This is a genomic window from Bradyrhizobium sp. JYMT SZCCT0428, from assembly GCF_018131075.1.
Classification (GTDB): Bacteria; Pseudomonadota; Alphaproteobacteria; order Rhizobiales; family Xanthobacteraceae; genus Bradyrhizobium.
Genome location: NZ_JAFCLS010000001.1, coordinates 146933 through 172460, shown reverse-complemented (window position 1 = coordinate 172460; position 25528 = coordinate 146933). Strand labels below are relative to the sequence as shown.

Here is a 25528-nt window from a genome sequence, read left to right as displayed (position 1 = left end):
GCTGTTCATTGTTTGGAAGCACACCCGTGGCGAGGCTAGAAACCCGATCCCGACACCAACAGAATTGCACCGATCACCATAAGGAGAATGCCCGGCCAGTTCGTTGCCAGCCCCAGGAATCGGAGGCTGCGCCGTGGCGGCTCCAGAGTGCCGCGAACCGGCCGGGAAGAGTCCGGGCCGCTGAGCGATCCCCGCCAAATGGCGGTGCGCGCCATGTACAACACTCCGCCGAGAACGAGCAGCGCGCCAAGCCCCATCAGGAACATTTTCGCCTCTCAGTTCATGGTTGCCACACCGAACAGAACCGGGATTCAAGCGCCAGGTGGTAGGATTCGTTCCTACGCGGTGATGAGTCCGCGGTTCTGCTTCGATCTGAACCGATAAGGCTCTAATCCAGCGCCTGGCGGATCATTTTTGCCAGTTGCGACTTGCGATAGGGCTTGCTCAGCAGCAAGACGCCGGGGTCGAGCCGCCCCTGGTGCACGATCGCGTTGTCGGTATATCCAGAGGTATACAACACTCTTATACCGGGCCGGTGTTTGACGACTTCGTCGGCGAGTTGCCTGCCGGACATGCCGTTGGGCAGGATCACGTCGGTGAAGAGCAGGTCGAATGGCAATCCGTTTTTCACGGCCTGCAGCGCCGAGGGACCGTCTGCGGTATCGAGGGTCTGGTAGCCGAGGGTCTGCAACTGCGTGGTGACGAAGTTGCGCACCAGATCATCGTCCTCCACCACCAGGATGGTTTCGGCGCCGCCGACCAGCGGGGCGGCCGCGGCCACGGCCGCCGGCGCCTGGCCGCGCGCGGGTGGCAGATAAAGCTTGATCGTGGTGCCGTGGCCTTCCTCGCTGTAGATCCGGATGTGGCCGCCGGACTGCTTGACGAAGCCGTAGACCATGCTCATGCCGAGGCCGGTACCCTTGCCGACTTCCTTGGTGGTGAAGAACGGCTCGAACACCTTGTCCTGGATCTCCTTGGGCATGCCGGTGCCGGTGTCGCTGACTGCCAGCATCACGTACGGGCCGGGCAGCACGTCGGGATTGGCCTGCGCATAGGCCTCGTCGAGCACGACGTTGCGGGTCTCCAGCAACAGCTTGCCGCCTTCGGGCATCGCGTCACGGGCATTGATCGCCATGTTGAGCAGCGAGTTCGCCAGCTGCGAGGGATCGATATGCGCCGCCGCAACCTCCGGCTCGAGGATCGAGTCGATCTCGATGTGCTCGCCGAGGGTAGGGCGCAGCAGCTTGGCGATGTCGAGGACGGTGCCGTTGACGTCGATATTGCGCGGCTGAAGCGGTTGCCGGCGCGCAAATGCAAGCAAATGCTGGATCAGCTCGATGCAGCGTTCCGCTGCCACGTCGATCAGCTCGGCGGTCTTCCGCAGCGCCGGCTGGTCCTCGAGTGCGCCGACCAGCCTTTCGGTGGTGCCGGTGATGACGGTCAGCATGTTGTTGAAATCGTGGGCGACGCCTCCGGTCAGTTTGCCGATGGCGTCGAGTTTTTGCGATTGCTGAAGCTTGCGCTCGATTTCGCGCGTCGCGGTGATGTCATGATAGAGCAGCGCCGCGCCGCTGATGGCGCGCGATGCGTCGCGCAGCGGCCGGCCGCTGATGACGAGGTGAACCGGCGCGCTGCCGCTCTTGGGCCGCACCACGATTTCGGTGGCGTCGAATTCCTCGCCGCGCAGCGCGCGCGCCGCCGGCATCTCCCTTGTGGGCAGCGGCGTGGCGCCATCGGCACGAAAGACGGTGCTCAGCTGCCGCAGCAGTTCCACGGTCATGCCCGGGCGGTAGCGCAGCATCTTTTCCGCGGCCGGGTTGGAGAGCAGCACGCGGCCCTTGGTGTCGATGACAAGCACCGCCTCGGCCATGCTGTGAAAGGTGCTCTGCATCACTTCGGTCGAGTGCCGGAGTTCCTCGTGGGCCGTGACCAGGTGCCCGGTGCGTTCCGCGACCGCGGCCTCCAGCGCCTCGTTGGTGGCCTTGGTTGCAGTGAGGGAGTCCTGCAACTCACGGCGTGACCTGCCGGTCGAGCGCGTGAGGACGGTCGCCAGGATCAGGATCAGCAGCACGCAAGCCAGGTCAACCGCCAGCAGGAAGCCGCCGTTGGCTTCGGACTGGGTGCGCCGGAGCGTGAGACGCCTTCGCTCTTCGGCGACGGTCTTTGCCAGATTTTCACCGATCGTCTCCGTCGCCTTGCGGTCCTCGTCATTGGCCAGCAATGCGGCGATTTTTGCCTGGTCGCCCGCATTCTTGAGCCTGATCAACTCGCCGCCCGTCACAATCTGGCGGGCCACCTGGGCTTTGGCGTCCTCGAGCAACTGGGTTTGGCCGGGATTGCCCTCGACGGTCTTGATCAGGTCATCGAAGGCCGGCAGGATGGCGTCACTGGACTCGTTATATTCCTTCACGAAGTCCGGGTTGCCGGTGAGCGCAAAGCCGCGCGCGGCACTTTCGGCGCGGCGCAGCAGCGGCCGGATATCCGAGATTCTCTTCAGCACTTCCAGGGCGTGGTCGACGGCAGCCGTATCGGCCCGCGACTTCAGGTCGAGACCAATGGAGGCAGCACCGATAAGGATGAGGATCGCGAGGCCGATTCCAAGGATGATACGCTGCGGGAGCATTGACGCTTTTATTTTCATCTTTTCGAGTGGTGCGCAGACTGTACCGATTTGGTGAGGCATTCGTGGACGCTGGTCAACAGCGCGTTGGGCGTGAACGGCTTGCGCAGGCAACATGCCGCGCCGAGTTCGATGGTCAGCCGCAGCAAGTCGGGCGCGCGGTCGCTATTGGCGAAGGCGTAGCCAGACATCGCAACGATCGGAACCTCGGGCCGGCGCGCGTGGAACGTCCGAATTGATTCAAACCCGCGCATGTTCGGCATGAAGACGTCGATCAGCATGACGTCGAAATCGGACGCTTCGAGCGCCTGCATCCCGGCCTCACCACCATCGGCAATGGTGACCTCGAAACCCTGGCGCTGCAGACAAACTTCGATGGCATCGCAAACCATCGGGTCGTCATCGACCACGAGAACGCGCGGCACGAGGATTCCTTTTGCTCGGGCTGCAGTCGGCGACTCGCAAAACCCCTGACAAGGATTAAGTCGGAACGTTGACCAGCCGTCTGTATGATAGAGTGCATATATGATTTGCCTAGAGGCGAATTCGGCCGTCTGTGTCAGAACAAGAACAAATGCGTCCCCGGTTCCGGATCTAAACCCGCCGTGTCCATCCATCGCCCAGCGGGTCGTCCCCGAATGTCGCCGCTCGGCCTCATCGTCCTGTCGATCGCCTCGGTGGGCTGGGGCCTCAACTTCCCGATCATGAAACATCTCCTGACGGAGTGGCCGCCGCTGTCGTCGCGCGGCCTGTGCGGCATCGTCGGTGCTGCAGCCCTCGCGTTAATCGCGCTGGCGCGGCGGGAGACGCTGCGCGTTCCCAGGGGAATGTGGCTGCGGCTGTTGCTGGTTTCCACGTTGTCGCTCGGCGGCTGGGTTGCGTTCATGGGGCTCGCATTGCTGTGGCTGAGTGCCAGCGAGGCTGCGGTGCTCAGCATCTCGATTCCGGTCTGGGTGGCGTTTCTGGCGTGGCCGATCCTTGGCGAACGGCTGTCGCTGCTGCGTGCGCTTTCCCTGACGGTCGCGCTGGCCGGCATCGCGGTGCTGATCGGCGGCAATGGCTTCGACGCCAGCGTCGAGAAGCTGCCGGGAATCCTGTGCGCCCTGGCGGGCGCCGTCTGCGTCGGGCTCGGCACCGTGCTGACCAAGCATTTTCCGCTTGCGATGCCGCCGCTGTCACTGGCCGCCTGGCAGATCGGCCTCGGCTGCCTGCCGATCGCGGTCATCGGGCTCGCCGTCGAACAGCCGCAGCTGGCGGCACTCTCGGGGATCGGCTGGGCGTCGATGGTCTACATCACGCTGATCCAGTTTTGCCTGTGCTACGTCTGCTGGTTCGCCGCGCTGGAGCGGCTGCCGGCGGCGACCGCGTCGATCGGCACCCTGCTAGTACCGGTGGTCGGCGTGGTGGCGGCCGCCGCCATGCTGCATGAGCCGCTCGGCTTGCGCGAGGTCGCCGCCCTTGCGATCACGCTCGGCGGCGTCGCGGTGGCGCTACGCGCATGAAAAGAGCGGCGCACCGGAATGCGCCGCTCTTCCAATTCAGATTGACTGGCTCGCGTTACGGGCAGGGATGCCGCTGCCCGTCATAGCCGAGATAGGTTTGCGACCGGACATCGTAGGAGCGATATTTCGCCCTGCAGGAAGCAACCGTGTCGCCGCCGGGGACCACCGCCACCACGCCGTCATCGGCATACTCGTCGCCGTAGTAGTAGGGATCGTTGTAGTAGCCGTAGCTGCTGCCGTAGTAGCCAAGCCCGCTGCCGATAACGGCGCCGGCTGCGAAACCGGGGTAGAAACCGCCGTGGCGATGGCGATGATGATGGCGATAGCCGCCGCCTTGATAGACGCCGCCACCGCCGCTAAACCTCGGGCCGGGGGCCACACCGCCGCCACCGCCGCCACGAATGCCGCCTGCCATCGGTGGGGGTGCACCGCCGCCGCCGCGGAAGCCGCCGCCACCGCCACCAATCACGGCTCCACCGCCGCCACCGCGGAAACCACCGCCGCCGCCGCCACCGATAGCCGCTCCGCCACCGCCGCCACCACCGATCGCTGCTCCGCCGCCACCGCCACGGCCGCCGCCACCACCGCCTCCGCCACCTCCGGCGCTAGGCGGGGCTTGCGCGAAGCTTGGGTTGGGCAGCACGGTCGGTGCAACGAGCGCCGCGATCGCTGCGGCAGAACATAAAACTTTCAAACTGATCATTGTCGGCTCCATCTCCGGGATACGGGCCTAACCATTTCAGGAGAAAGGCGTTCCCGAGCCCGCGCACGGATCGTGCGCAGCGCCTAACCTGCCAGATCGGAACTACATCCCGGATGAACAGGTCGTTATGATTCCGCGACAATTCGACGCCAAGAACAGGCGCAAATGGGGTCCGGCCAGATATCGCCGCAATCGGACATCGCATCTGGACAATCCGGCCCGCCGATGGCATCACGGCGTCACATTTTCTCGAACCGGCCGAGCCCTCATGAAGCAGTTTCTGCTCAAATTCTTCACTTGGTGGAACGGCCAGACCTTCGGCACCCAATTGTGGACGTGGCGGTTCGGCGAACTGGTCGGCCAGGACGAGCAGGGCAACACCTATTATCGCACCAAGGGCGGCAAGATCGATCCGACGCTCGGCTTCCAGCGGCGCTGGGTGGTCTACAACGGCTATGCCGAAGCGACGAGGGTGCCGCCGTCATGGCACGGCTGGCTGCATCACACCGTCGATGTCGCCCCGACCGAAGAGACCTACACCCCGCGTGAGTGGGAAAAGCCGCACCAGCCGAACCTGACCGGCACATCGGCGGCCTACCGTCCATCCGGCTCGACGCTGGCGAGCGGCCGCCGTCCGAAGGCGACCGGCGACTACCAGCCCTGGACGCCGGGAAGCTGATAGACCACTGATCCATCGTTAGATTGAGTGCGACCACCGTGCGGCATGGCACGCGTCGTGAACGCGGATGTGTCGTTCCCCTGTGAATAAGGGGATCAGCGGGGACATCTGCCGCCGCGTACTTGCGCGTTTCGCCCGTTCGCCGTTCAATGAACCCATCTTACGGAGATGGGAAACCATCGCGTACGGTTCGGGCTCCAGTTCGCGACTGTCCCGATGAGCAGCGGCACCCGATCAGGATACGGCTGGGAGATAGGCCCCCGGTGCAGACGTTCTGAGATCGCCCGTCAATGTGGCGCCGCCGTAGGAAAGGAAAGGCCGTCTGGGCAACCAGGCGGCCTTTTTCTTTTTGCCTTAGCGCAGGCGGCGCGTCACGTCATCCTTGCCGCCGCGCGGCCGATCATTTCGCCGCGGCGCGCTTGCGCCGTCGCCATCCGCTCCTTCATCAGCGCGAGGATTTCCGGCGGGGCGGTGTCGGGCGAGCCTGAATTGAACGGCGGCGCCGGGTTATATTCGAGCCGGAGCTGGATCGCTTCGGCGGTCCGCCGGTCGACCAGCAGCGACACCAGCGTCAGCGCGAAATCGATGCCCGCGGTGACGCCGCCGCCGGTGACGCGGTTGCGGTCGACGCAGACGCGGATCCTGGTCGGCGTCGCGCCGAACGCGGAGAGAAAATCCATCGCGGTCCAGTGCGTCGCCGCGCGATAGCCTTTCAAGAGGCCGGCCGCCCCCAGCACCAGCGATCCCGTGCAGACCGAGGTGACGTATTTGGCGCCCTCGGCCTGCTTGCGCAGGAACGCCAGCATCTCCTCGTCATTAACCATGTCGTCGGTGCCAAAACCGCCGGGCACGCAGATGACGTCGAGCTGCGGACAATCCGCAAAGGTCATCGTCGGCGTGATCGTCAGGACGGAGTCGCTGGGCACAGGCTCGATGCGCTTCCAGATCAGATGCACCTGCGCGCCCGGCACGCTGGAGAACACCTGCAACGGTCCCGTGAAATCGAGCTGGGTCACCTTTGGAAACAACACGAGACCGATCTGAAGCGGCGCCGACATGAGGACCTCCAACGTTTTGCGAGACGTCGCCGCACCTCGTCATTGCCGGGCGCAGCCGTTTGAAGAACGGCGTCGCTTGCGCTCCGCCTATGCCCCGGCAATCCATCCACTTCGCAAAGACTCTTGCGAAGAAAGATGGATGCCCGGATCAAGTCCGGGCATGACGACCGCGGCCTTGACTTGCGCATCCTGAAATGATGGCCTCCTGTCAGAAATGCCGTATTTCCCTCATTTAAGGACATACCTCAAATGATCGGTGTGCTGATCTTTCCGGACTTTCAGTTGCTCGATGCCGCGGGGCCGATTTCGGTGTTCGAAATCGCCGCGCGCTTCTCGGGTGCGGCGCCTGCGATCAGGACCTTGGCGGCGACGCCGGGTCCGGTGCGCAGCACCTCCGGCGTCGAGATGCTGGCGCGTGGTTTCAAACCTTCCAGCGCAATCACGACCTTGATCGTGGCGGGCGGCGAGGGCGTGCGAACGGCGGCGATCTGTCCGAAGACGCTGGCTTTGGTGCGTGCTTTGTCGAGGCGCGGCGTCCGCGTCGCCAGCGTTTGCTCCGGCGCTTACGTTCTGGCCGAGGCCGGCCTGCTCGACGGCCGCCGCGCCACCACGCATTGGCAACGCACGCGGCACTTCGTGTCGGCCTATCCGAAAGTGAAGCTGGAAGCCGATCGGATCTACACGCGCGACGGCAATGTCTGGACCTCGGCGGGGATCTCAGCGGGGATCGATCTCGCGCTCGCGATGGTCGTCGAGGATTACGGTGACGAGATCGCGCAGAAGACCGCCAAGCAGCTCGTGCTGTATCATCGCCGCAGCGGCGGCCAGTCGCAATTCTCCTCGCTGCTGGAATTGAAGTCGCCGACCGGACGGTTCGGACCGCTGCTTGCCTGGGCGCGCGAACATCTCGATGCGCCGCTCACGGTGGAGGACATGGCCGAGCAGGCCGGCATGAGTTCTCGGCATTTCACCCGCGCTTTCATTGCCGAGACCGGCACCACGCCCTCAAAGGCGGTCGAGCGGTTGCGGATCGAGGTGGCGCGGCAGCGCGTGCAGTCGTCCAGCGAGGCGATCGAACGCGTTGCCGAGACCACCGGCTTTCGCGATCCGGAACGGATGCGCCGCGCCTTCATCCGCGCCTTCGGCCAGCCGCCGCAATCGCTGCGGCGGGCGGCACGCGCGGGGTAGAGTCGCTACCGGCGGAAATCCAGCCGTCCTTTCGGCAGCGCGGGCTTCGTCGATTAAAGCGGCGCGTCGGGACGCCAGCCGAGGATGGCGAGCATGACGAAAAATCCGACGACGTAGGCGATTGCAATCGGCCAGCCCTGGGTGATCCATCGCCCGACGGATTTTGCCTCCGGATACATGTTCGCCAGGGCGACGCCTGCGGACGAGCCGAACCACATCATCGATCCGCCGAAGCCGACGGCATAGGCGAGATAGCCCCAATCATAGCCGCCCTGTTTCAGCGCGAGCGCGGTCAGCGGAATATTGTCGAACACCGCGGAGACGAAGCCGAGCCCGAGCGTCGTCGGCCACGAGGCGGCGGGGAGTTGCTCGACCGGCATCATGGAGGCCGCCGTCACCAGCGCCAGCAGGAAGATGGTGCCCTTGAAGGTTTCGGGCATCACCGACCAGTCCGGCTTGCGCAACGCCGCTGTGAGCAGGATCACCACCCAGACGGCGATGCCGAGCACGGGAAGGATGTCGAGCAGGGCCGGGAATTTCAGATTCGCGGTGATATTGGCGGCCAGCGCCGCCACCAGAATGGCCGCGACGATGAACACCCTGACAGAGTCGACCTTCAGGCCGCTCGGTGGATTCTTGACGATCGGCGAATAGCGCTGCTGCTGCAGCGACGCGGGCACGGCGAAGATCAGCATCGCGGCGATAGCGGCAATATAGGCCTCGACGACGGCGAGGGGACTGACCCCGGCGATCCACATCATTGTGGTGGTGGTGTCGCCGACGACGCTGCCGGCGCCTCCCGCGTTCGAGGCCGCGACGATGGCGGCGAGATAGCCGATATGGACCTTGCCCTGGAAAACACTCCGCGCCACGGTGCCGCCGATCAAGGCCGCGGCGATATTGTCGAGGAAGCTGGACAGCACGAACACCAGCACCAGCAGAATGACGCCGCCCTTCCAGTCGTCCGGCAGCAGCGCGGGCATCTCATCGGGAATCCGGCTCTCCTCGAAATGCCGCGACAGCAGCGCAAATCCCATCAGCAGCAAGAACAGATTGGCCAGCGTCACCCATTCATGCGCCATGTGGTGGCCGAGGCCACCAAGGCCGGCGCCGTATTTGAAGCCGGTGAAGATCAGCTTGTAGAGAATGATGGCCGCGAGCCCCGTCAACGCGACGGGCAGGGTGTGGTGATGAAACAGCGCGACGCCGAGCAGCGTGAGCGCGAACAGGATGAAGTCGACGGGTATCCCGAACAGGAGCATGGTCGCCGTCAATTCCTTCGCGCGGGCGAGTTTGTCAATTCAGCGCCTTCATCCAGTCGGCGATATCGGTTGCTGCGACGTTTGCCTGCGGCAACAGCTTGCCCATGGTGAAGAAGCCGTGGAACTGGCCGGGAAAGTGCTTGTATGTCACGGACACGCCCGCTTCCTTCAGCCGTGCGGCGTATTCGTCGCCTTCGTCGCGCAGCGGATCGCCGCCGGCGGTCAGCACATAGGCCGGCGGCAATCCGGCCAGCGTTTTCGCGCGCGCCGGCGAAGCCTGCCAGTTATCGACGTCGGCGGCGCCGCTGAGGTAGTGGTTGCAGAACCATTTGATGACGGAATGCGTCAGCAGAATGCTGGTCTCGGGTTCGCTGTGCGAGGGGTGCTTCATCGTAAAATCCGTCGCGGGATAGATCAGCACCTGACCGGCGAGCTTTGGCCCATCGCCGTCACGCGCCGCAAGCGCAACCACGGCCGCGAGATTGCCGCCGGCCGAGTCGCCGCCGACCATCACGCGCGTCGCGTCGATGCCGAGGTCTTTCGCATTGGCCGCGATCCATTTCACCGCCGTGACGGCGTCATCGACAGCGGCGGGGAATTTGTGCTCGGGGGCGAGGCGGTAGTCGATCGAAATCACGATCAGTTCGCCTTCATGCGCGAGCTTGCGGCAGACCACGTCGTGGGAATCGAGATCGCCGATTACCCAGCCGCCGCCGTGATAGAACACCAGGCACGGCGCGAGACCGCCGGTTTTTCGCAGCGTCTTCGGGGTGTAGATGCGGGCCGGGATCGCGCCATGCGGGGCGGGGATTGAGAGCGGCTTTGCGGATTCCAGTTCCGGCGGTTCGGGATTGGCGACGGGCCGGGCTGCCAGATACATTTCGCGGGCTTTCGCTGGCGTTCCCGACTCGTAGGGCGGGCGGCCAGCTTCCTGGAAGGCCTTGTAGACGGCGGCGGCATCGGGATCGAGAACGACGGGCATGTGGGCGGAGACCTCTGTTACGATGCGTTGTCATTCCGGGGCGATGCGAAGCATCGAACCCGGAATGACGGGTTTCTAAGCGGCGGTGCGGCCGCCGTCGACGGTGTAGGACGAGCCGGTGACGTAGCTGGCTTCGTCGGACGCCAGGAACGCCACGACGGAGGCGACTTCGGAAGCCTGGCCGAGCCGCCGCGCCGGAATCCGGTCGACCATCTTTTCGATCGGCATCGGGGCATTGCCGCCATTGCGCCCCTGATAGATCGTCGACAGCATCCGGCTGTCGATCAGGCCCGGACAGACGCAATTGACGCGGACGCCGGTGCCGGTGCATTCCCAGGCCGCGGTCTTGGTGAGCCCGATCACCGCATGCTTGCTGGCGCTGTAGACGGCGATGTAGGGCGATCCCATCAGCCCCGCGATCGAGGCGGTGTTGATGATGCTGCCCTTGTTCTGCTTGAGCATCACCGGCAGCACATGCTTCATGCCGAGGAAGACGCCGACCACGTTGACATCGAGCACTTTTCGAAAACTCTCCAGCGAATATTGCGGGATCGGCTTGATGTCGCCCTCGATGCCGGCGTTGTTGTAGAAGGCGTCGATGGTGCCGAATTTGTCGACGCTGGCGCGGACATAGTCCGCGACTTCGTCCTCCTGGGTGACGTCGGCGGCGATCGCGAGCGCCTCGGCGGAGGCCGGCAGGTCTTGGATGGCGGCCTTGAGATCGGCCTCCTTGCGGTCGACGGCGACAATGCGCGCCCCGCGCTCGGCGAGCAGCCGGATGGTGGCGGTTCCGATGACACCGGCCGCACCGGTGACGACGGCGACCCGGCCGTCCAGGCGAATTCGATCGGTCATGTCTGGGGTTTCCTCTGGCTCGTCCGGTTGTCCCGGATTTTCATGGTTTTCGCGACGGCAACCCGCGCGAAAGCTGATCGAAACCGACTATTTCATTTGTGGCGGGTGCTGACCAGTGGCCCCGGAGCGGGCGAAGCCCGTCCCCGGGACGGGGGTAACCGCCCTTTCCCCGCCGTATTCGGCGTGTTAACCGGTGGGCACGCGAGCGGCGGATATGATTGTACTATGTCGCGAGCCCGATTCGCCCTTTAAAGCCGCGAGATGTTTCGAACCATTGCCCTGACTGGTATTGCGGCCCTGGTGGCCGCCTCGACAATCTCGCTTGCGCCACCCGCGCGCGCGCAGATCGGCAATATTTTTTCCGATCCGCCGCTGCGGCCGCCGGGCGCGATCCCGCGTGGCAACCAGCAGCAACAGCAGCAACTCGACGACGACGAGGAAGTGCCCGAACTGCCGCGCGGCCGGCTGCTGCCGACGCCGAACCGTCCCGCCCCGGGGCAGGGCGTGCCGCCGCCCGGAAGCGTGCAGACCCAGCCCTTGGCGCCGCCGCCCGGCACCACCGTCGTTCCACAGAATACCCAGCCCGGGATCGCGGTAGCGCCGCCACAGCCGGGCGCCGTGCCGCCCGCGGCCAATGCGCAGCCGGGCCTGCCACCGGGGCAGCGCCAGCCCAAGGGACCCGTCCCGCCCGCCTCGGCCAGCCTGCAGCCGGGCGACGAGGTGGTGTCCGAGCCGCCGGCGTCGAAGGTTACCAACAAGAAGGCGAGTTTCTCCGGCCTCGACAAGATCACCGGCCGCATCATCAATTTCGACGAGGACATCGGCGAGACGGTGCAGTTCGGCGCGCTGCGCGTGAAGACGTCGGCCTGCTACACGCGGCCGTCCACGGAAGCCGCCAATACCGACGCCTTTGTCGAGGTCGACGAGATCACGCTGCAGGGCGAGGTGAAGCGGATATTCTCGGGCTGGATGTACGCCGCGAGCCCCGGGCTGCACGGTGTCGAGCACCCGGTCTACGATATCTGGCTGACCGACTGCAAAGTCCCCGACCAGACCATCGTCAGCGCGCAGCCTGAACTGCCGAAGCCGGCTCCGCCGCCGCCTGCCGCCAAGCGCCCGCCGGCGCCGAAGCAGGCTGCGCCGCGTCCGCCGCCGTCGGGGCTGCCGCCGCAGCCGCAGTTCCAGCAGCAACCGCCGCCACCGCCGCCGCAGCAACAACGGCCCGGCGGGCTGTTTGGTGGATTGTTCGGGAATTAGGCGTCCCCGGTGCTTCGGTTCTCGCCGATGCCGGCAGACATACGCCAGTGCGAATCTTCTCAGCCGGGATCGGGCAGGCTCCGCAATCCCTTATAGCGGCGCCCCCCGATAGGCCGCCTGCGTCTTCGGCAGCACGGGCACGCTGCGCGAAGCGGGAGCAGATGGCGCAGGCGCCGCGGCTGCCACCGGCTTCGGCGGCTGCGGGTTGAAGATCGACGTCACCACGCGCTCGCGCAGCAATTCGCTCTGTTCGGGAAACCACATGCCCGAGGGACCTGCGCTGTTGGCGCGTTCGGCGAAGGCGGCGCTGAGGCCGAACTTCTCAAGGCGCGCCTGCTCGCGGGCAATCGAGATGCGCTGTTCGTTCGCGGTCATGCCGCGGAAGTAAGGCTGGTGGAAGCCGAGCCGTGCGTTGGCGTGCAGATGGCGCTGCTTGCCGCCGAGGAACATGATGGTGCAGGCGGAAGCGCATTGATGGGTGACGTAGGTCGACAGGTCTCGCGCCTTGATCAGGTCGGAGATCTTCTGCGCCTCCGCGACGCGCCCGCCGTTCGAGTTCAGCCGCACGGTGCGCACATTGTCCATCGCCTTCAGAATGGTCTCGAACTCCTTCGCCGTGCCGAACGAGATACCGCCAGAGAAATCCAGCATGGTGCCGTTGTTCAGCACCTTGAACTGGTGTGACGCGAGGCGCGCATCGCCGGCTGCGATCTCGTAGATGCCGAGGCCCTGCGGAATCGCGACGTAGTAGACACTGTAAACGAGGTGGAGGGCGCCGAGCGCCATGGTCGCCTTGGCGGCTGTGCCCCAGAAGCGCTTTCCTGCGCGTCGATAGGCGGTCGCCGCGCGCCAGACGCCGATCGCGCCCCAGAGCGTGAACAGGATGATCGCGATCCAGGTCAGGGCGTGGGAGATCAGCCAGCGCACCGGCTGTTCGCCAACGCTTGGGTTGATCGCAGCGCCCAGAACGCCGGACGTAAGTCCGAAGCTCGTGCCCAGCACCACATAATTGATCCAGTAGGAGCGCGGCAGCGAGAGTTCGCCGCGCCAGTGCCGCGCGATGACGTTCTGCGCCGGGTGCTTGGGCAGCGGCGGCGGCAACCGGCCCGGCACCACGAAGCTGAGCGGCGGCGGCGCGCTGGCGACGGCCTGTTCGGCGCCGTGGTTCGCGGCGGCGTTTTCGCCGGGCTCGGCCGCCAATGTCGCCTGCAGCGCGTTGCTCATCTGAGCGATCCCTGTCGTTGTCGGAGGCGGAGCATTCCCACCAGCCGTGCAAACAGGGATAAGAGAGGTCGCGGGGAGGGGCTGTGACGGATGTCACAATACGGAACAGGCCTTCAGCCGCGCGCCGCGACGATCGCGAATGCGTCCTCGTCGCCAAGCCTTTTCGCGTTTACGGCGTAGGCGATTTCTTGCGGATGGGAGCGTCGCTGTCCTCGTGCAGTATCCGCTCGGCGGCGCCGTCGAGATCGTCATACTGGCCGCTCTTCAGCGACCACATGAAGGCCGCAAGTGCGGTGACGCCGAGGCCGAGCGCGATCGGTATCAGGTAAAAATAGTCGGTCATTCGGCTGCCCCGAGAACGGGCCTGGCGGGAAGCTGTTTGCTTGCGGTGCCGCTTCGCACCGCGCCTTGCCGGCCTTTGAGGCGAAGCGCGTTGGCAACCACCGCAACCGATGATCCTGACATCGCAATCGCGGCAAGCAGTGGAGTAACGTGGCCCATGATCGCGACTGGCACCGCGACAACATTGTAGGCCACGGCAAAAGCAAGGTTCTGCCGTACCAGCCGGCTGGCGCTACGGGCGACGGAGATCACCAGCGGCACCGCCGACAAGCTTTCGCGCAGGAACACCAGGTCGGCGGCGTTACGGCCGACGTCCGCCGCTGAAGCCGGCGCCATTGACGCATGCGCAGCCGCCAATGCCGGCGCATCATTCAGCCCGTCACCGACCATCAGGACCTTTCGACCAGATGCTTCGACGCCAGCGATGTGATCGGCTTTCCCACCGGGCAATACGGCTGCGACGTACGGCAGGCCAAGTTCCGCGGCGATCGATCCCACTGCGGTCTCGCGATCACCGGAAACGATCTCGACCCCAAGGCCGATGGCCTTGAGTTCGGCGACCGCTTCTGCCGCATCCACCCGCAGACGGTCCTCGAAACGAAAATCCGCCAGGTGGATGCCATTCCTTGTAAGCACGACCGATTCATCTCCGGATATCCGCTCTGCCTCGGCGCTGTCAGCAAGCGCCCATTCCGGTCGGCCGAGCCGGTAGGCGTCCGTCCCCGCGCGAGCCTCAAGCCCGTATCCGGGATGCTCGGCGATGTCGTCGAACCTGACCGGAGATGCGGGATGACCGACGGCGGCTTCGACTAGCGCCCGCGAATAAGGATGGCGGGAATGACAGGCCAATCCCGCGGCGACAGCGACCAGCCCTTGGTCCGTTTCACCGGATCGGACCAAACGCGGAGCGCCCGATGTCAGCGTGCCGGTCTTGTCGAACACGATCGTATCGACTTCAGCGAGACGCTCGAGCGCGCCCCCGTCTTTCACCATGACCCCGCTCTCGAACAGGCGCCGGGCCGCCACCACCTGCACCATCGGCACTGCAAGACCCAGCGCGCAAGGACAGGTAATGATGAGAACCGCGATAGCGATGGTCACCGCCCGATGCGCATCGCCGGTGGCGGCAAGCCAGCCGGCGAATGTCAGGAGCGCCGTGAGATGAACCACCGGGGCGTAAAGGCTGGCGGCGCGGTCGGAGATACGCCGGTAGCGCGACCGGCCCTGTTCAGCCGCTTCCATCATTCGCAGCATCTCGCCGAGAAAGGAATTCTCCGCCGTGGCCGTCGCGACGATCGTCAGGGGGCCGGTCAGGTTCAGCGTGCCAGCCCGAAGCTGTGAGCCGATCGTGGCCGGCAGCGGTGTATGCTCGCCGGACACGAGCGAGACGTCCAGTTCTGAAGCCCCTCTGATCACGGTCGCGTCGACCGGCACGCGTTCTCCGGCCACGAGCATGAGGGTCGTCCCAACCCGGATTTCGCTCACCGGAAGATAGGCCTGGGTACCATCGGCCTGCACCACGAGCGCGCCACGCGCGGACAGGTGTGCCAATCCCTTGACTGCCAGCCGGGCGCGTTCACGCATCACGTGGTCGAGCGTGCGTCCGATCAGCAGAAAGAACAGCAACGAAATCGCAGCGTCGAAATAGGCGTGCGGGCCGTGATGCACTGTCTCGTAAAGGCTCAAGCCGAAGGCAAGCAGCACGCCCAGCGAGATCGGCACGTCCATGTTGGTGCGTCCGTGGCTCAGGGCTCGCCAACCCGAACGAAAAAACGGCCGGCCGGAATAGGCCAGCGCGGGCAGGGCGATGATCGCAGACAACCAATGAAACAGGTCACGGGTAGCAGCGTCGGCGCCCGACCAGATCGACACCGACAGCAGCATGATATTGCTCGCCGCGAAGCCCGCGACGGCGAGGGCGCGTATCAGTTCCGAAAGCGTACCGTCCTCCTTGTCCGATTCAATGTCGAACAAATGCGCCTCGAACCCGGCAAGCTTGAGTGTCTCGACAAAGGGCGGTGGGATAGCGTCGGCGCGCCAACGAACAGTTACGCGCCTGGTGGAAAGGTTGACGCGCGCGCTCTCCACGCCGGAAAGCCCGCCGAGCGCCGTCTCGACCGTTCGAATGCAAGCACCACAGTGAATCGCGGGCACAGAGAGGTCGGTCTGGCGCACGCCGTCGGCGACGATGCGGCTGGCGAGCAGCACTTCCTCGCCTTTTGCGCGCGCATCCGGCGGTAGTGCCGCGAATTCCGCTCCCGACCCGCAACAACCCATCGGAAATTGCTCCAAACGCAGCGCGTTAAAGCCGCATCGCTCGATACGCGTGCCAGCTTCCGTGTCCCAGCACCGGGAAAATGACGATCATTCCCAGAAGCCCGGTGGCGGTGGCGAGAACAATCAATGCCAGCATGATTGCCGCCCAGGTCAGCATGACCGCAAGATTGTTCCACACCAGCGCCATGCTGGTGCCCATCGCAGTCAGTGCATCGGTGCGCTCGGCCAGCAGCATCGGAATGGAAAAGGCGCTGATCGCGAATGCGAAGGCTGCAAACAGGCCGCCGACGGCGCTGCCGACCACCAGCATGGCCCAGCCGATCTCGGTCGTGAACAGCATCGGGACGATGTGGTCGATGCCGGGAAAGGGACGCACGCCGAAAAACAGCGCATAGAGGATGACCGCGGCGCGCATCCACAACAGCGTCAACATGAAAAGCAGGACGCCGGCAAATAGAATCTGGCCGCCCGATTCCGGCTTGACGAAGATCATCCGCCAGAGGCTGGCGGGCCTGCCTTCCTCGATACGCCGGCTCTTTTCGTAAAGTCCGATTCCAATGACCGGCCCGGCCACCATGAAGCCCGCAAACGCCGGGAGCAGGATATAGTCCATCCGCAGGGCAAACAGGCCGACGACGGTGACGACCGACACCAGAAATACAAGTACCCCGTAACTGATGCTGGTGACCGGATTAATCCTGAAATCTCGCCAGCCGGCCGAGAGCCAGTCCCAGGCTGCTGCGGGGGCGATGTTTCGCTTCCACGTGTGCTCTTGCGGCAGCGGCGGAACAACGTCCGGGATCGAAATCATCGTTGGCCTCCCTGCATTCTCATCGCGGCGAGCATGACGACCTTGCGGCGCTGAATTTTCCGTCCCCGGTTCCGCCTTCACCCTGGCGCACATGCGCAACGCATTCCGGTTGCGATATGATCGCCATATAGACCAGGTGCGAATTGGCGATCAGCAGCAGCAGAAGCCCGGCACAGACCGCAGTCCAAACAACGACCCTTGTCCTGAATTGCCCTGTCGCTGCGCCGGCGTTGCTCATCGTTGCTCCCGTCGAAGATCGAACAGGTAAAGCGCGAGAATCTTGCGGTCGAGCGGAGAAAGTCTTCCTTCCCAGCTTGGCATCTGCCCTTGCCGGCCACCCCACACTGTCGTGGTGATCGATTCCGCATCGCCGCCGTAGATCCAGAATCGATCGGTCAGGTCGGGTCCACCGAGATCAGTCTTGCCCTTGGCGTCGTCACCGTGGCAGGCGACGCAATTGGCGGCGAAGACGGCTTTGCCTGCTTCCATCCTTGCCGCGGGCACGTCCTTTGCGACGGCCGGATCGGAGAGGCTGCGCACATAGTTCACGACGTTTTCGACCTCGTCCTTCTTGAGCATCTGATCGCGCCCGAACGCCATCATTTGCGACGTCCTGGTCTGCGGATGCGCCGAATTGATGCCGACGCGGATCGTTTCGGCGATGCTTTCGGGGTCGCCGCCCCATAGCCATGACGCCGTCGTCAGGTTCGGAAATCCGTGGCCGCCCCGGGCATTCGATCCGTGGCACGCCGCGCAATTGTCCCCGAACAGGGTTCGGCCGGTCTGCCGCACCCGTTCCATCAGGCGCGGATCGGCCTGGATGTCCTTGAAGCTTTCAGCCTCGATGCGCCCGGTCCAGACGCCCCGTTCGAGAGCGGCTTGCTTCACGCTTTCGGTGACGACGTTGCGCTGGTCGATGCCGAGCAGACCCTTGGTGTAGGTCACCCCAAGCGGCCACGCCGGCATCAGGATCCAGTAGCCGACAGAGAACAAGGCTGTCACGATCAGGAAGAAAAAGACCGCGCGCGGCACCGGCGTGTTCAATTCCTTGATGCCGTTCCATTCATGACCGGTTGTCGTGTAGCCGGTGTATGGATCGCGTTCTTCTACCGCCATGGCTGATCCCTGTGCGGCTTGTCCTCATCGCCGAGAATTGATTGCGCGGCTTCGTCAAACCGCTTCTTGTTCGACGGCCAGAACGCATAGACCAGCACGCCGATCGAGAGCGCGATCAGATAAAACAGGCCGAATGACTTCGAGAACCAGACCGCAAAATCATTGTCCATGATCAACCTCCCGCCGCAGCGACCGGCTTGTGCGCAGCGTCGGTCAGCTTGCCGAGAATCTGCAGATAGGCGACCAGGGCATCGAGTTCGGTAAGATTGCCCGGTTTGCCGTCGAAGGCCCTTATGTTCGTCGCCGCGCCATATCGCTTGGTGACCCCTTCGGCGAAAGGCGTATCGGGCGCGGCCTGACCGTAGGTATCCGACCTCGCGTTTGCGATCATGTCGTCGGTATAGGGCACGCCGACCCGACGCAGCGCCGCCATATGCCGGCCGAGGTCTTCGCTCCGCAGCTCGGTGCGCCCGAGCCAGGAGTAGTGCGGCATCACCGACTCCGGCACCACGTCGCGGGGATTGTTGAGGTGCCGCACGTGCCATTCGTCCGAATATTTGTTGCCCATCCGCGCGAGATCGGGACCGGTTCGCTTCGATCCCCAGAGCATCGGATGATCATATTTGGATTCGACGGCGAGCGAATACGGGCCGTAGCGCTCGACCTCGTCGCGCAAGGTGCGGATCATCTGCGAATGGCAGGCATAACAGCCTTCGCGGATATAGATGTTGCGGCCGGCGATTTCGAGCGGGGTGTAAACCCGCATGTTCGGCGCATCTTCGACGGTCTGATGGATGGTGAACAGCGGGATAATCTCGACCGCGCCGCCGATGCTCGCCACACCGATGATGGCGAGCAGAAAGCCGATCGTCTTGCGCTCAAGGCGGTAATGGAGGTTGAACATCTGCTCACTCCGCCGGTTGAGGCGCGGTGCCGCCTGCAAGCGCCGGCACGGGATGGTCACCCAGCCGTTGGTCGGCCGGCTGGTCGGCCGTCCGTATCGTCATCCAGATGTTGTAGCAGGCGACCAGCGCCCCAATCAGGAATAGCAGCCCGCCGATGGCGCGAGCGATGTAATAGGGACGCATCGCGACCAAGGACTCTACAAACGAATAGGCAAGCGTTCCGCTTTCATTGTAGGTCCGCCACATCAGGCCCTGGATGATGCCGGAATTCCACATCGCAAAAACGTAAATGACCGTTCCGGCAAGCGCGAGCCAGAAGTGCACTTCGACCAGCCTGGCGGAATACATCCGCTCGCGCTTCCAAAGCCACGGCACCGAGGCATAGATCGCGCCGAATGTAATCATCGCGACCCAGCCGAGCGCCCCGGCATGGACGTGGCCGACGGTCCAGTCCGTGTAATGCGACAGCGAGTTCACCGCACGGATGGCCATGAACGAGCCTTCAAAGGTGACCAGGCCGTAAAACACCGCCGCGACCATCATGAAGCGCAGGACCGCATCGTCGCGAACCTTGTGCCAGGCGCCGTTCAGGGTGAGCAGGGCGTTGCCGGCCGAGGCCCATGACGGGACCAGCAGCATGATCGAGAACGTCATGCCGAGCGTCTGCACCCACTGTGGCAATGCCGTGTAGTGCAGGTGGTGCGAGCCCGCCCACATGTACATGAAGGTGATGCCCCAGAAGCTGATGATGGACAGTCGATAGGAGAAGATCGGGCGGCCGGCACGGACAGGCAGATAATAATACATCATTCCGAGGAAGCCGGCGGTCAGGAAAAACGCGACGGCGTTATGGCCGTACCACCACTGCGTCATCGCATCCTGCACGCCGGAGAATGCCGAGTAGCTCTTGGCATGGCCGAGCGATACCGGGATCGCCAGATTGTTGACGATGTGGAGGATCGCCACGACCAGAATGAAGGCCATGTAATACCAGTTCGAAACGTAGATATGGGGCTCCTTGCGGCGAACCAGTGTGCGCAGGTAGATGATGAAATAGGTCACCCACACAATCACCAGCCAGATGTCCGCATACCATTCCGGTTCGGCATATTCCTTCGACTGCGTGACGCCCATCAGATAGCCGGTCGCGGCGATGACACAGAACAGATTGTATCCCAGCAGCACGAACCACGGGCTCAACTGGTCGGGCAGGCGCGCGCGCGTGGTCCGCTGCAGGACATAGAACGAGGTTGCGATCAGGGCATTACCGCCGAAGCCGAAGATCACACCCGATGTGTGCACGGGACGGAGGCGCCCGAAGCTCGACCATGCAGCGTCGAACGTCAGGTCCGGATAGGCGAGCTGCCACGCGATCCAGTCGCCGACGAAAAGTCCGGCTACGACCCAAACCATCGCGAGGATGATGCCCAACCGGCTGGGATCGTCGAAATAGCGGTCCAGACGATCGTCGGAAGGTTCTGGCTCGTAGTACCCGGAGATGACCCAGAATGTGCCGGCAATGGCGGCCAGCAGCACGATGGCGCCGTGAACCCCAAGGGCATCCCCCGTTCCGGCCACCGCCATCGCAAGTCCGCATATGGACAGTGCCAGCAGGATGAAAAGTGCAAGTTGCCGTTCGTATCTTGTCAACTGCGCGATCATGGCCAGGAGCACTCTTCGGGAGCGGGATGCCAGCAAGTTCAGCGACCAGCGAAGGATATCCTTCATTGGCCGCGGACCTAAGGATTTTTTCGGCTCGGGTGCCCCAAACCCCTAAACCGAGACTAAACCGGGAATAGTACAGTCGATACTGTCCGAAAGGACAGGCTCCACTGCCAAAGTCCAGGCTTCAGCCGCGCGCCGCGATGATCGCCAGCGCGTCGGCGCCGCGGACCGGCCCATCGGACGGCAACTTCAAAAAGTCCGCCGGCTCGCCCGCAATCGCCCTGTCGAGCATCGTGCGGTAGCGGCGCCTGGAAATTTCGACCGCGCCAAAGCTCTTCAAATGCTCCGTAACGTATTGGGTGTCGAGCAGCTCAAACCCTCCCGCGATCAGCCGCGCCACCAGATGCACCAGCGCCACCTTCGAGGCGTCTCTGACGGTGTGGAACATGCTCTCGCCGAAGAAGGCGCGGCCCAGGCTGACGCCATATAATCCGCCGACCAGATCGTCGTTCTGCCAGACCTCGACGCTGTGGCAGTGCCCGATCTGGTAGAGCCCGCCATAGAGATCGCGGATCCGCTTGTTGATCCAGGTATCGTCGCGCCCGGCCTGCGGCGCAGCGCAGCCCGCAATGACCGCCTTGAAGGCGGTGTCGACGGTGACGGTGAAGGCGTCCGAACGCACCGTGCGAGCAAGCCGCGAGGCGATGCGAAAGCCGTCAAGCGGGATCACCCCGCGCATTTCCGGCTCGACCCAGAACAGGGTGGGGTCGTCGGCGCTTTCGGCCATCGGGAAGATGCCGCAGGCATAGGCGCGCAGCAGCACCTCGGGCGTGATTTCGGAAACGGCGGACTCGCGCGATGTCATGGCGGGAGAATAGCAGGGAGCGGGTGGCCTGTGCTATGCCTTGAAAAAGCGGCGGCGCGGCCTGGATACCGGGAAAAAAAGAAGTACGGCCGCCGGAAGGACTGGAGGAAAGAAAATGAACCGACGCCGCTTCCTGCAAGGCTCGATTTCGACCGCTGCAGCCGCCGTATTGCCCACCGCCGCACGCGCGCAGCAGTACCCATCAAAAATCATCCGTTTTCTTGTCGGATTCCCTCCGGGCGGCTCAGCCGATTTGACGATGCGCCAATTTGCACATCGCCTCGATGCAGTACTGGGCGCCAAGCATCTGATCGAGAACGTTCCTGGCGCATCTTCGACACTCGCGGCCGTGCAGGCCCTGCGCGCCGAACCGGATGGACATACGCTTTTTCTCGGCGCGAACGTCTCCCAGGTGATCGCGCCGACGATGCTGAAGCTATCGTATGATCCACTGACGGCGCTTGCGCCGATTTCCCAGGTTACAACGAATTCGAGTCTGGTGGCCGTATCAGCCGGGTATGGCGTGAAGAACTGGGCAGAATTCCTGGCGAAAGCAAAAGGCGAGCGTGATGGCGTGTTCTACGGTACGTCCAACGTCGGCTTCCAGATACCGGCCGTCCAGATCTCCAAAATCGCCGGGATCAAGCTTGTCAATATTCCCTTCAAGGGCGGCGCTGAAACCGTTACCGCCGTTCTGGGTGGCAACATTCCGATGATCATCGGAACGCCGCCTACGATCCTGCCGCATGTCAACTCAGGTGCACTTGTGGCGCTGTGCGCAACGAGCGCGGAGCGCTCCTCTGTCATGCCGGATATTCCGGCAGCCAACGAACTTGGCCTCAAGGGATTGGATTCGGTTGGATGGTTTGGCCTCTTCGCACCCGCGAAAACCCCTGTGGCCGTCGTGACACGGCTGCACGCGGCGATCCAAACGGTGATAGGGGACAAATCGCTGCAACAGGCACTCGCCAAGGAAGGTTTGGAGCTCCGGGGGTCCGCCAGTCCGGAGGGCTTTGCGAGCTTCCAGAAGAAGGAATTCGAAGAGAACGCAGCGATTATACGCGAGGCTGGACTTGCGCCGACCTAAGCTGAACGCGCTTTTAGCAGGTCGCGGTTCAGAATTCCGCAGGGCATATTACCCAGCCGCGGCTTCATTCGGCCGCGGCGCCGGCTTGTTGACGCGGGCAAAGCGCAGCACGATCTTTGTGCCGGCATGGTCAGGATCGCGCGCGACGTCGGCTTCGAGCTTTGATGCCATGGCCGAGACGATGCGCTGTCCCATGCCGGTAGAACGTGGATCGGCCTTGACGTTGAGTCCGACGCCGTCGTCCGTGATCGACAGCAGGAGTTCGTCGCCGAGAGGCTTGAGCTCGACGTGGATCGGGCCGGCGCCGTCGGGGTAGGCGTATTTGACGGCGTTCATGATCAGCTCATTGACGATGATGCCGATCGCCACCGCACGATCGGGGTCGATCTCGATTGGTTCGGCCTTCAGCGTCAGCCGCGACATCCGATTGCCCTCGGCCGACCGCCGCAGGTCTTCCAGCAGCGCCTCGAGATACTGGTTCAAGAGCACGCTCTTCAGATCGTGCGAGGTATAGAGCCGGCGATGGACCTGGGCGACCGCGGCGACGCGCCCCATCGCATTGGTGAGCGCCGCCTTGACGTCGTCCTGGGTCGTGGAATTGGCCTGCAGGTGCAGCAGCGAGGCGATGATCTGCAGCGAGTTGCCGACGCGGTGATTGACTTCGCGCAGCAGCACCTCGCGCTCGGCGGCCAGCGCCGCGTAGCGGTCGCGCGAGGCGTGGACTTCGGCCTCGGCCTCATCGCGGGCTCTTTGAATCTCCGCCTGCCGCAGCGCACCGTTAACGGCGACCTGGAGCAGGGGAATGAACTCGCCCTGCACGTCCTTGACGAGATAGTCCGCCGCGCCCGCCTTCAGCGCGGTGACGGCAATCGCCGAATCCTGCGAGGCCGTGACGAATACTACCGGCGGCGCACCCGGGATCGCCAGAATCCGCTCCAGCGTTTCGAGGCCATCGAGACCCGGCATATACTGGTCGAGCGCGATGGCGTCGATGCCGCCTTGCGCCAGGCGGTCGAGGCCCTGCTGGCCATCGGCGGCATGCACCACCTTGAAGCCGAGCCGCGTCAGGCCGCGATCGACCAGCCGCGCCAATGCGGCGTCATCATCGATATACAGCAGTGTCGGCGTGGCTGTTGTCATGTGGCGGCTGGCGGTACCTGGATGACGGAGAAGAACAGGCCAAGCTGGCGAATGGCGTTGGCGAAGCTTTCGTAATTCACCGGCTTGGTGATGTACACGTTGCAACCGAGGTCGTAGCAACGCTTTATTTCATGGGAATCGTCGGTCGTGGTCAGCACCACGACCGGGGTCGCCTTGAGATATTTGTTGTCCTTGACCTGCTTCAGGATATCGATGCCCGACGCGTCGGGCAGGTTGAGATCGAGCAGGATCAATAGCGCGTTGCCCTTGTGAGCGAGGCCCGTTCCGTCGTTGCCGAACAGGTACTTCAGAGCGGCTGTACCGCTGGTGAACGGGATGATCTCGTTATTGACGCCGGAACGGCGGATGTTCCGCTCGATCAGGCGGGCATGGCCCTCATCGTCCTCGATCATGATGATGGTGACTGGATTACTCATGACTGTGTGTTCCGGTTACGAATGGTCCAATTGATCGGCAGTGTAATCGTGAATGTGCTGCCGTTGTGAAGTTCCGAGGCGACCGACAGGGTTCCGCCGAGCCGCCGCACCAGCGCGCGGACGTGCGCAAGGCCAATGCCTTGCCCGGGTTTGTCCTGGGTTCCGGCGCGGCGGAACAGCTCGAAAATGCGCTGATGGTCCTTGGGGTCAATGCCGCGCCCATTATCGATGATCTCGAAAATGGCAAAGCCGAGTTTGGTGCGGCCGCGCACCTGGATGTCGCCGGGAACGCCGGTCTTGAGGTATTTCAGCGCGTTTTCGATCAGATTGGAGAAAATCTGCTCCAGCGCCAGACGGTCGCTGACGATGTTCGGCAGCGGTTCGATCCGGATCTGGGCCTCGGCTTCCGCGGCCTGATGCGCCACCGTCGCGACGATGCCTTCGATCAGTTCGCGGGTTTCGATCCGCACCGGTTCGAATTCGCGCCGGCCTTCGCGGGTGAGGTTGAGGATGGCCGAGATCAGCCGATCCATCTTGGCGATCGAGGATTTGATGAAGCCCAGCGCCTCGGTGAAGTCTTCCGACAATTGCTTGTCGGGTCCTTCGAGGACGGGCTCGGCGCTATCGGTGGCGTTATCGGCTGTCGCCGGAGCGGCCGATTGCGCGCGCGCCAGGGTCGCGATCCGCTTGAAGATGTCGCCGCGCAGTTCCTCAAGTTCGCTGGTAAAGCCCATGATATTCACCAGCGGCGAGCGCAGATCGTGGCTGACGATATAGGCGAAGCGCTGGATCTCGTCATTGGCTTCGCGCAGATCGGCGGTGCGCTCGTCGATCGTGGTCTCGAGGTTGATATTGTTGTCGCGTAATTGGGTTTCGGCATCGTCGCGGGCGCGCGAGGAGCGGCGCACCAGGAAGATCGAGATGCCGGCGAGCGCAATCACGAGGCCGGATCCCGCCACCGTCACCGCCGAAGCCAGTTGCTGGGTGCGGTCCGCGGTCGCGGTGCGCAGAGCGAACAGCCGGTCCTCCTCGGCGCGCATCGCGTTGCTGAGCTCGCCGATCTTCCGGACGGAGTCGCTGGCGCCGGCCTCACGCAGCATTGCGATGCCGCCGGCAAGATCGTTGCGTTTGACGAATGCGATGGCCTTGGCAAATTCGGCAAGCCGGGCTTCGACCGGCGGCCGCAACTGCCGGATGTTTTCGGCCTGGACCGGATTGTCCGAAGTCAGCCGGGTCAGCTTTTCGATATCGGGCAGGATGGTCGCGGTGGCGGACTCGTGCTCGGTCAGGAAGCGTGGCTCCGAGGTCAGGAGATAGCCGCGCGCCGAGCTTTCGGCGCGGCGGATCTGCAATAGCAAGGTCGAAAGCTGGTTCTCGACCTCGACCGTGTGCACGACCTTGCCGCTGTCCTTCCGGGCCTCATGAACAAGAATGACCGACAAGGCGCTGATTGCCACCAGCACCGAAAACCCCGCCGCAAGCAGCAGAATTTGCCCCAAAGCGCGGCGGCGCTGGGCTTTAGTGTTCACAATGATCTCGCGTCATGAACAAAC

Annotated in this window: 25 protein-coding genes; 5 read left to right on the top strand and 20 right to left on the bottom strand. The window is 63.9% G+C overall.

Annotation, left to right across the window (positions count from 1 at the left end; genetic code table 11):
* Nucleotides 1-35: 35 nt before the first annotated feature.
* The 3 genes from JQ575_RS00925 to JQ575_RS00915 form a co-directional block, all read right to left on the bottom strand.
* On the bottom strand, nucleotides 36-266 hold the full coding sequence (locus JQ575_RS00925; protein ID WP_212031392.1) for a hypothetical protein: 231 nt from the start codon (nucleotides 264-266) through the stop codon (nucleotides 36-38).
* A gap of 122 nt (nucleotides 267-388) precedes the next feature.
* Nucleotides 389-2623 (bottom strand): CHASE3 domain-containing protein, encoded by a 2235-nt coding sequence (locus JQ575_RS00920; RefSeq protein ID WP_212031391.1) that lies wholly within the window; start codon nucleotides 2621-2623, stop codon nucleotides 389-391.
* Between the two features lie 14 nt (nucleotides 2624-2637).
* A complete protein-coding gene (locus JQ575_RS00915; RefSeq protein ID WP_212031390.1) occupies nucleotides 2638-3045 on the bottom strand; it encodes a response regulator in 408 nt (135 codons plus the stop codon).
* Between the two features lie 213 nt (nucleotides 3046-3258).
* Between JQ575_RS00915 and JQ575_RS00910 the strand changes: the two genes are divergently transcribed.
* Complete coding sequence (locus tag JQ575_RS00910) at nucleotides 3259-4122, top strand: DMT family transporter (protein WP_249166353.1); 864 nt, start codon at nucleotides 3259-3261, stop codon at nucleotides 4120-4122.
* Nucleotides 4123-4177: 55 nt separating this feature from the next.
* Here the strand turns inward: JQ575_RS00910 and JQ575_RS00905 are convergent, their stop codons facing one another.
* Nucleotides 4178-4825 (bottom strand): BA14K family protein, encoded by a 648-nt coding sequence (locus JQ575_RS00905; protein ID WP_212031388.1) that lies wholly within the window; start codon nucleotides 4823-4825, stop codon nucleotides 4178-4180.
* A gap of 268 nt (nucleotides 4826-5093) precedes the next feature.
* Between JQ575_RS00905 and JQ575_RS00900 the strand changes: the two genes are divergently transcribed.
* Nucleotides 5094-5504: an NADH:ubiquinone oxidoreductase subunit NDUFA12 gene (locus tag JQ575_RS00900; protein ID WP_192739801.1), complete on the top strand. Its 411-nt coding sequence runs from the start codon at nucleotides 5094-5096 to the stop codon at nucleotides 5502-5504.
* 371 nt (nucleotides 5505-5875) lie between these two features.
* Here JQ575_RS00900 and JQ575_RS00895 read toward each other — a convergent pair whose 3' ends face one another.
* Nucleotides 5876-6562, bottom strand: coding sequence for a DJ-1/PfpI family protein (locus JQ575_RS00895; protein ID WP_212031387.1), 687 nt, complete (start codon nucleotides 6560-6562; stop codon nucleotides 5876-5878).
* Nucleotides 6563-6811: 249 nt separating this feature from the next.
* On the opposite strand from JQ575_RS00895, the gene JQ575_RS00890 reads away from it, so the two are divergent.
* Complete coding sequence (locus JQ575_RS00890; RefSeq protein ID WP_212031386.1) at nucleotides 6812-7750, top strand: GlxA family transcriptional regulator; 939 nt, start codon at nucleotides 6812-6814, stop codon at nucleotides 7748-7750.
* A gap of 53 nt (nucleotides 7751-7803) precedes the next feature.
* Here the strand turns inward: JQ575_RS00890 and JQ575_RS00885 are convergent, their stop codons facing one another.
* From JQ575_RS00885 to JQ575_RS00875, 3 genes are all read right to left on the bottom strand, one after another.
* Nucleotides 7804-9012: a citrate transporter gene (locus JQ575_RS00885; protein ID WP_409364754.1), complete on the bottom strand. Its 1209-nt coding sequence runs from the start codon at nucleotides 9010-9012 to the stop codon at nucleotides 7804-7806.
* A gap of 34 nt (nucleotides 9013-9046) precedes the next feature.
* Nucleotides 9047-9994, bottom strand: a complete 948-nt coding sequence (locus JQ575_RS00880) for an alpha/beta hydrolase (protein WP_212031384.1) — start codon at nucleotides 9992-9994, stop codon at nucleotides 9047-9049.
* A 75-nt stretch (nucleotides 9995-10069) separates the two neighbouring features.
* Complete coding sequence (locus tag JQ575_RS00875) at nucleotides 10070-10849, bottom strand: SDR family NAD(P)-dependent oxidoreductase (RefSeq protein WP_212031383.1); 780 nt, start codon at nucleotides 10847-10849, stop codon at nucleotides 10070-10072.
* 261 nt (nucleotides 10850-11110) lie between these two features.
* On the opposite strand from JQ575_RS00875, the gene JQ575_RS00870 reads away from it, so the two are divergent.
* Nucleotides 11111-12106, top strand: coding sequence for a DUF2155 domain-containing protein (locus JQ575_RS00870; RefSeq protein ID WP_212031382.1), 996 nt, complete (start codon nucleotides 11111-11113; stop codon nucleotides 12104-12106).
* Nucleotides 12107-12196: 90 nt separating this feature from the next.
* On the opposite strand, the gene JQ575_RS00865 is transcribed toward JQ575_RS00870, so the two are convergent.
* The 9 genes from JQ575_RS00865 to aat all read right to left on the bottom strand — a co-directional run bounded on the left by JQ575_RS00865 (nucleotide 12197) and on the right by aat (nucleotide 21311).
* A complete protein-coding gene (locus JQ575_RS00865) occupies nucleotides 12197-13330 on the bottom strand; it encodes an ATP-dependent Clp protease proteolytic subunit (protein ID WP_212031381.1) in 1134 nt (377 codons plus the stop codon).
* Nucleotides 13331-13499: 169 nt separating this feature from the next.
* On the bottom strand, nucleotides 13500-13673 hold the full coding sequence (ccoS, locus tag JQ575_RS00860) for a cbb3-type cytochrome oxidase assembly protein CcoS (protein ID WP_212031380.1): 174 nt from the start codon (nucleotides 13671-13673) through the stop codon (nucleotides 13500-13502).
* Nucleotides 13670-15949, bottom strand: coding sequence for a heavy metal translocating P-type ATPase (locus tag JQ575_RS00855; RefSeq protein WP_212031379.1), 2280 nt, complete (start codon nucleotides 15947-15949; stop codon nucleotides 13670-13672). The genes ccoS and JQ575_RS00855 overlap by 4 nt, the downstream gene beginning before the upstream one ends.
* A gap of 25 nt (nucleotides 15950-15974) precedes the next feature.
* Nucleotides 15975-16760, bottom strand: a complete 786-nt coding sequence (locus JQ575_RS00850) for a DUF2189 domain-containing protein (RefSeq protein WP_212031378.1) — start codon at nucleotides 16758-16760, stop codon at nucleotides 15975-15977.
* Nucleotides 16761-16994: 234 nt separating this feature from the next.
* Nucleotides 16995-17876, bottom strand: coding sequence for a cytochrome-c oxidase, cbb3-type subunit III (ccoP, locus tag JQ575_RS00845; protein WP_212031377.1), 882 nt, complete (start codon nucleotides 17874-17876; stop codon nucleotides 16995-16997).
* On the bottom strand, nucleotides 17867-18046 hold the full coding sequence (locus JQ575_RS00840) for a cbb3-type cytochrome oxidase subunit 3 (protein WP_409364752.1): 180 nt from the start codon (nucleotides 18044-18046) through the stop codon (nucleotides 17867-17869). The genes ccoP and JQ575_RS00840 overlap by 10 nt, the downstream gene beginning before the upstream one ends.
* 2 nt (nucleotides 18047-18048) lie before the next feature.
* A complete protein-coding gene (gene ccoO / locus JQ575_RS00835) occupies nucleotides 18049-18780 on the bottom strand; it encodes a cytochrome-c oxidase, cbb3-type subunit II (RefSeq protein WP_212031375.1) in 732 nt (243 codons plus the stop codon).
* 4 nt (nucleotides 18781-18784) lie between these two features.
* Nucleotides 18785-20443, bottom strand: a complete 1659-nt coding sequence (ccoN, locus tag JQ575_RS00830) for a cytochrome-c oxidase, cbb3-type subunit I (RefSeq protein WP_212031374.1) — start codon at nucleotides 20441-20443, stop codon at nucleotides 18785-18787.
* Between the two features lie 187 nt (nucleotides 20444-20630).
* Nucleotides 20631-21311, bottom strand: coding sequence for a leucyl/phenylalanyl-tRNA--protein transferase (gene aat, locus JQ575_RS00825; RefSeq protein ID WP_212031373.1), 681 nt, complete (start codon nucleotides 21309-21311; stop codon nucleotides 20631-20633).
* A gap of 115 nt (nucleotides 21312-21426) precedes the next feature.
* On the opposite strand from aat, the gene JQ575_RS00820 reads away from it, so the two are divergent.
* On the top strand, nucleotides 21427-22398 hold the full coding sequence (locus JQ575_RS00820; RefSeq protein ID WP_212031372.1) for a tripartite tricarboxylate transporter substrate binding protein: 972 nt from the start codon (nucleotides 21427-21429) through the stop codon (nucleotides 22396-22398).
* Nucleotides 22399-22446: 48 nt separating this feature from the next.
* On the opposite strand, the gene JQ575_RS00815 is transcribed toward JQ575_RS00820, so the two are convergent.
* From JQ575_RS00815 to JQ575_RS00805, 3 genes are read right to left on the bottom strand one after another with little or no spacing between them, the layout of a single operon-like run.
* Nucleotides 22447-23538 (bottom strand): sensor histidine kinase, encoded by a 1092-nt coding sequence (locus JQ575_RS00815; protein ID WP_192739820.1) that lies wholly within the window; start codon nucleotides 23536-23538, stop codon nucleotides 22447-22449.
* Nucleotides 23535-23975: a response regulator gene (locus tag JQ575_RS00810; RefSeq protein WP_212031371.1), complete on the bottom strand. Its 441-nt coding sequence runs from the start codon at nucleotides 23973-23975 to the stop codon at nucleotides 23535-23537. The genes JQ575_RS00815 and JQ575_RS00810 overlap by 4 nt, the downstream gene beginning before the upstream one ends.
* On the bottom strand, nucleotides 23972-25504 hold the full coding sequence (locus JQ575_RS00805) for a CHASE3 domain-containing protein (protein ID WP_212031370.1): 1533 nt from the start codon (nucleotides 25502-25504) through the stop codon (nucleotides 23972-23974). The genes JQ575_RS00810 and JQ575_RS00805 overlap by 4 nt, the downstream gene beginning before the upstream one ends.
* Between the last annotated feature and the right edge of the window lie 24 nt (nucleotides 25505-25528).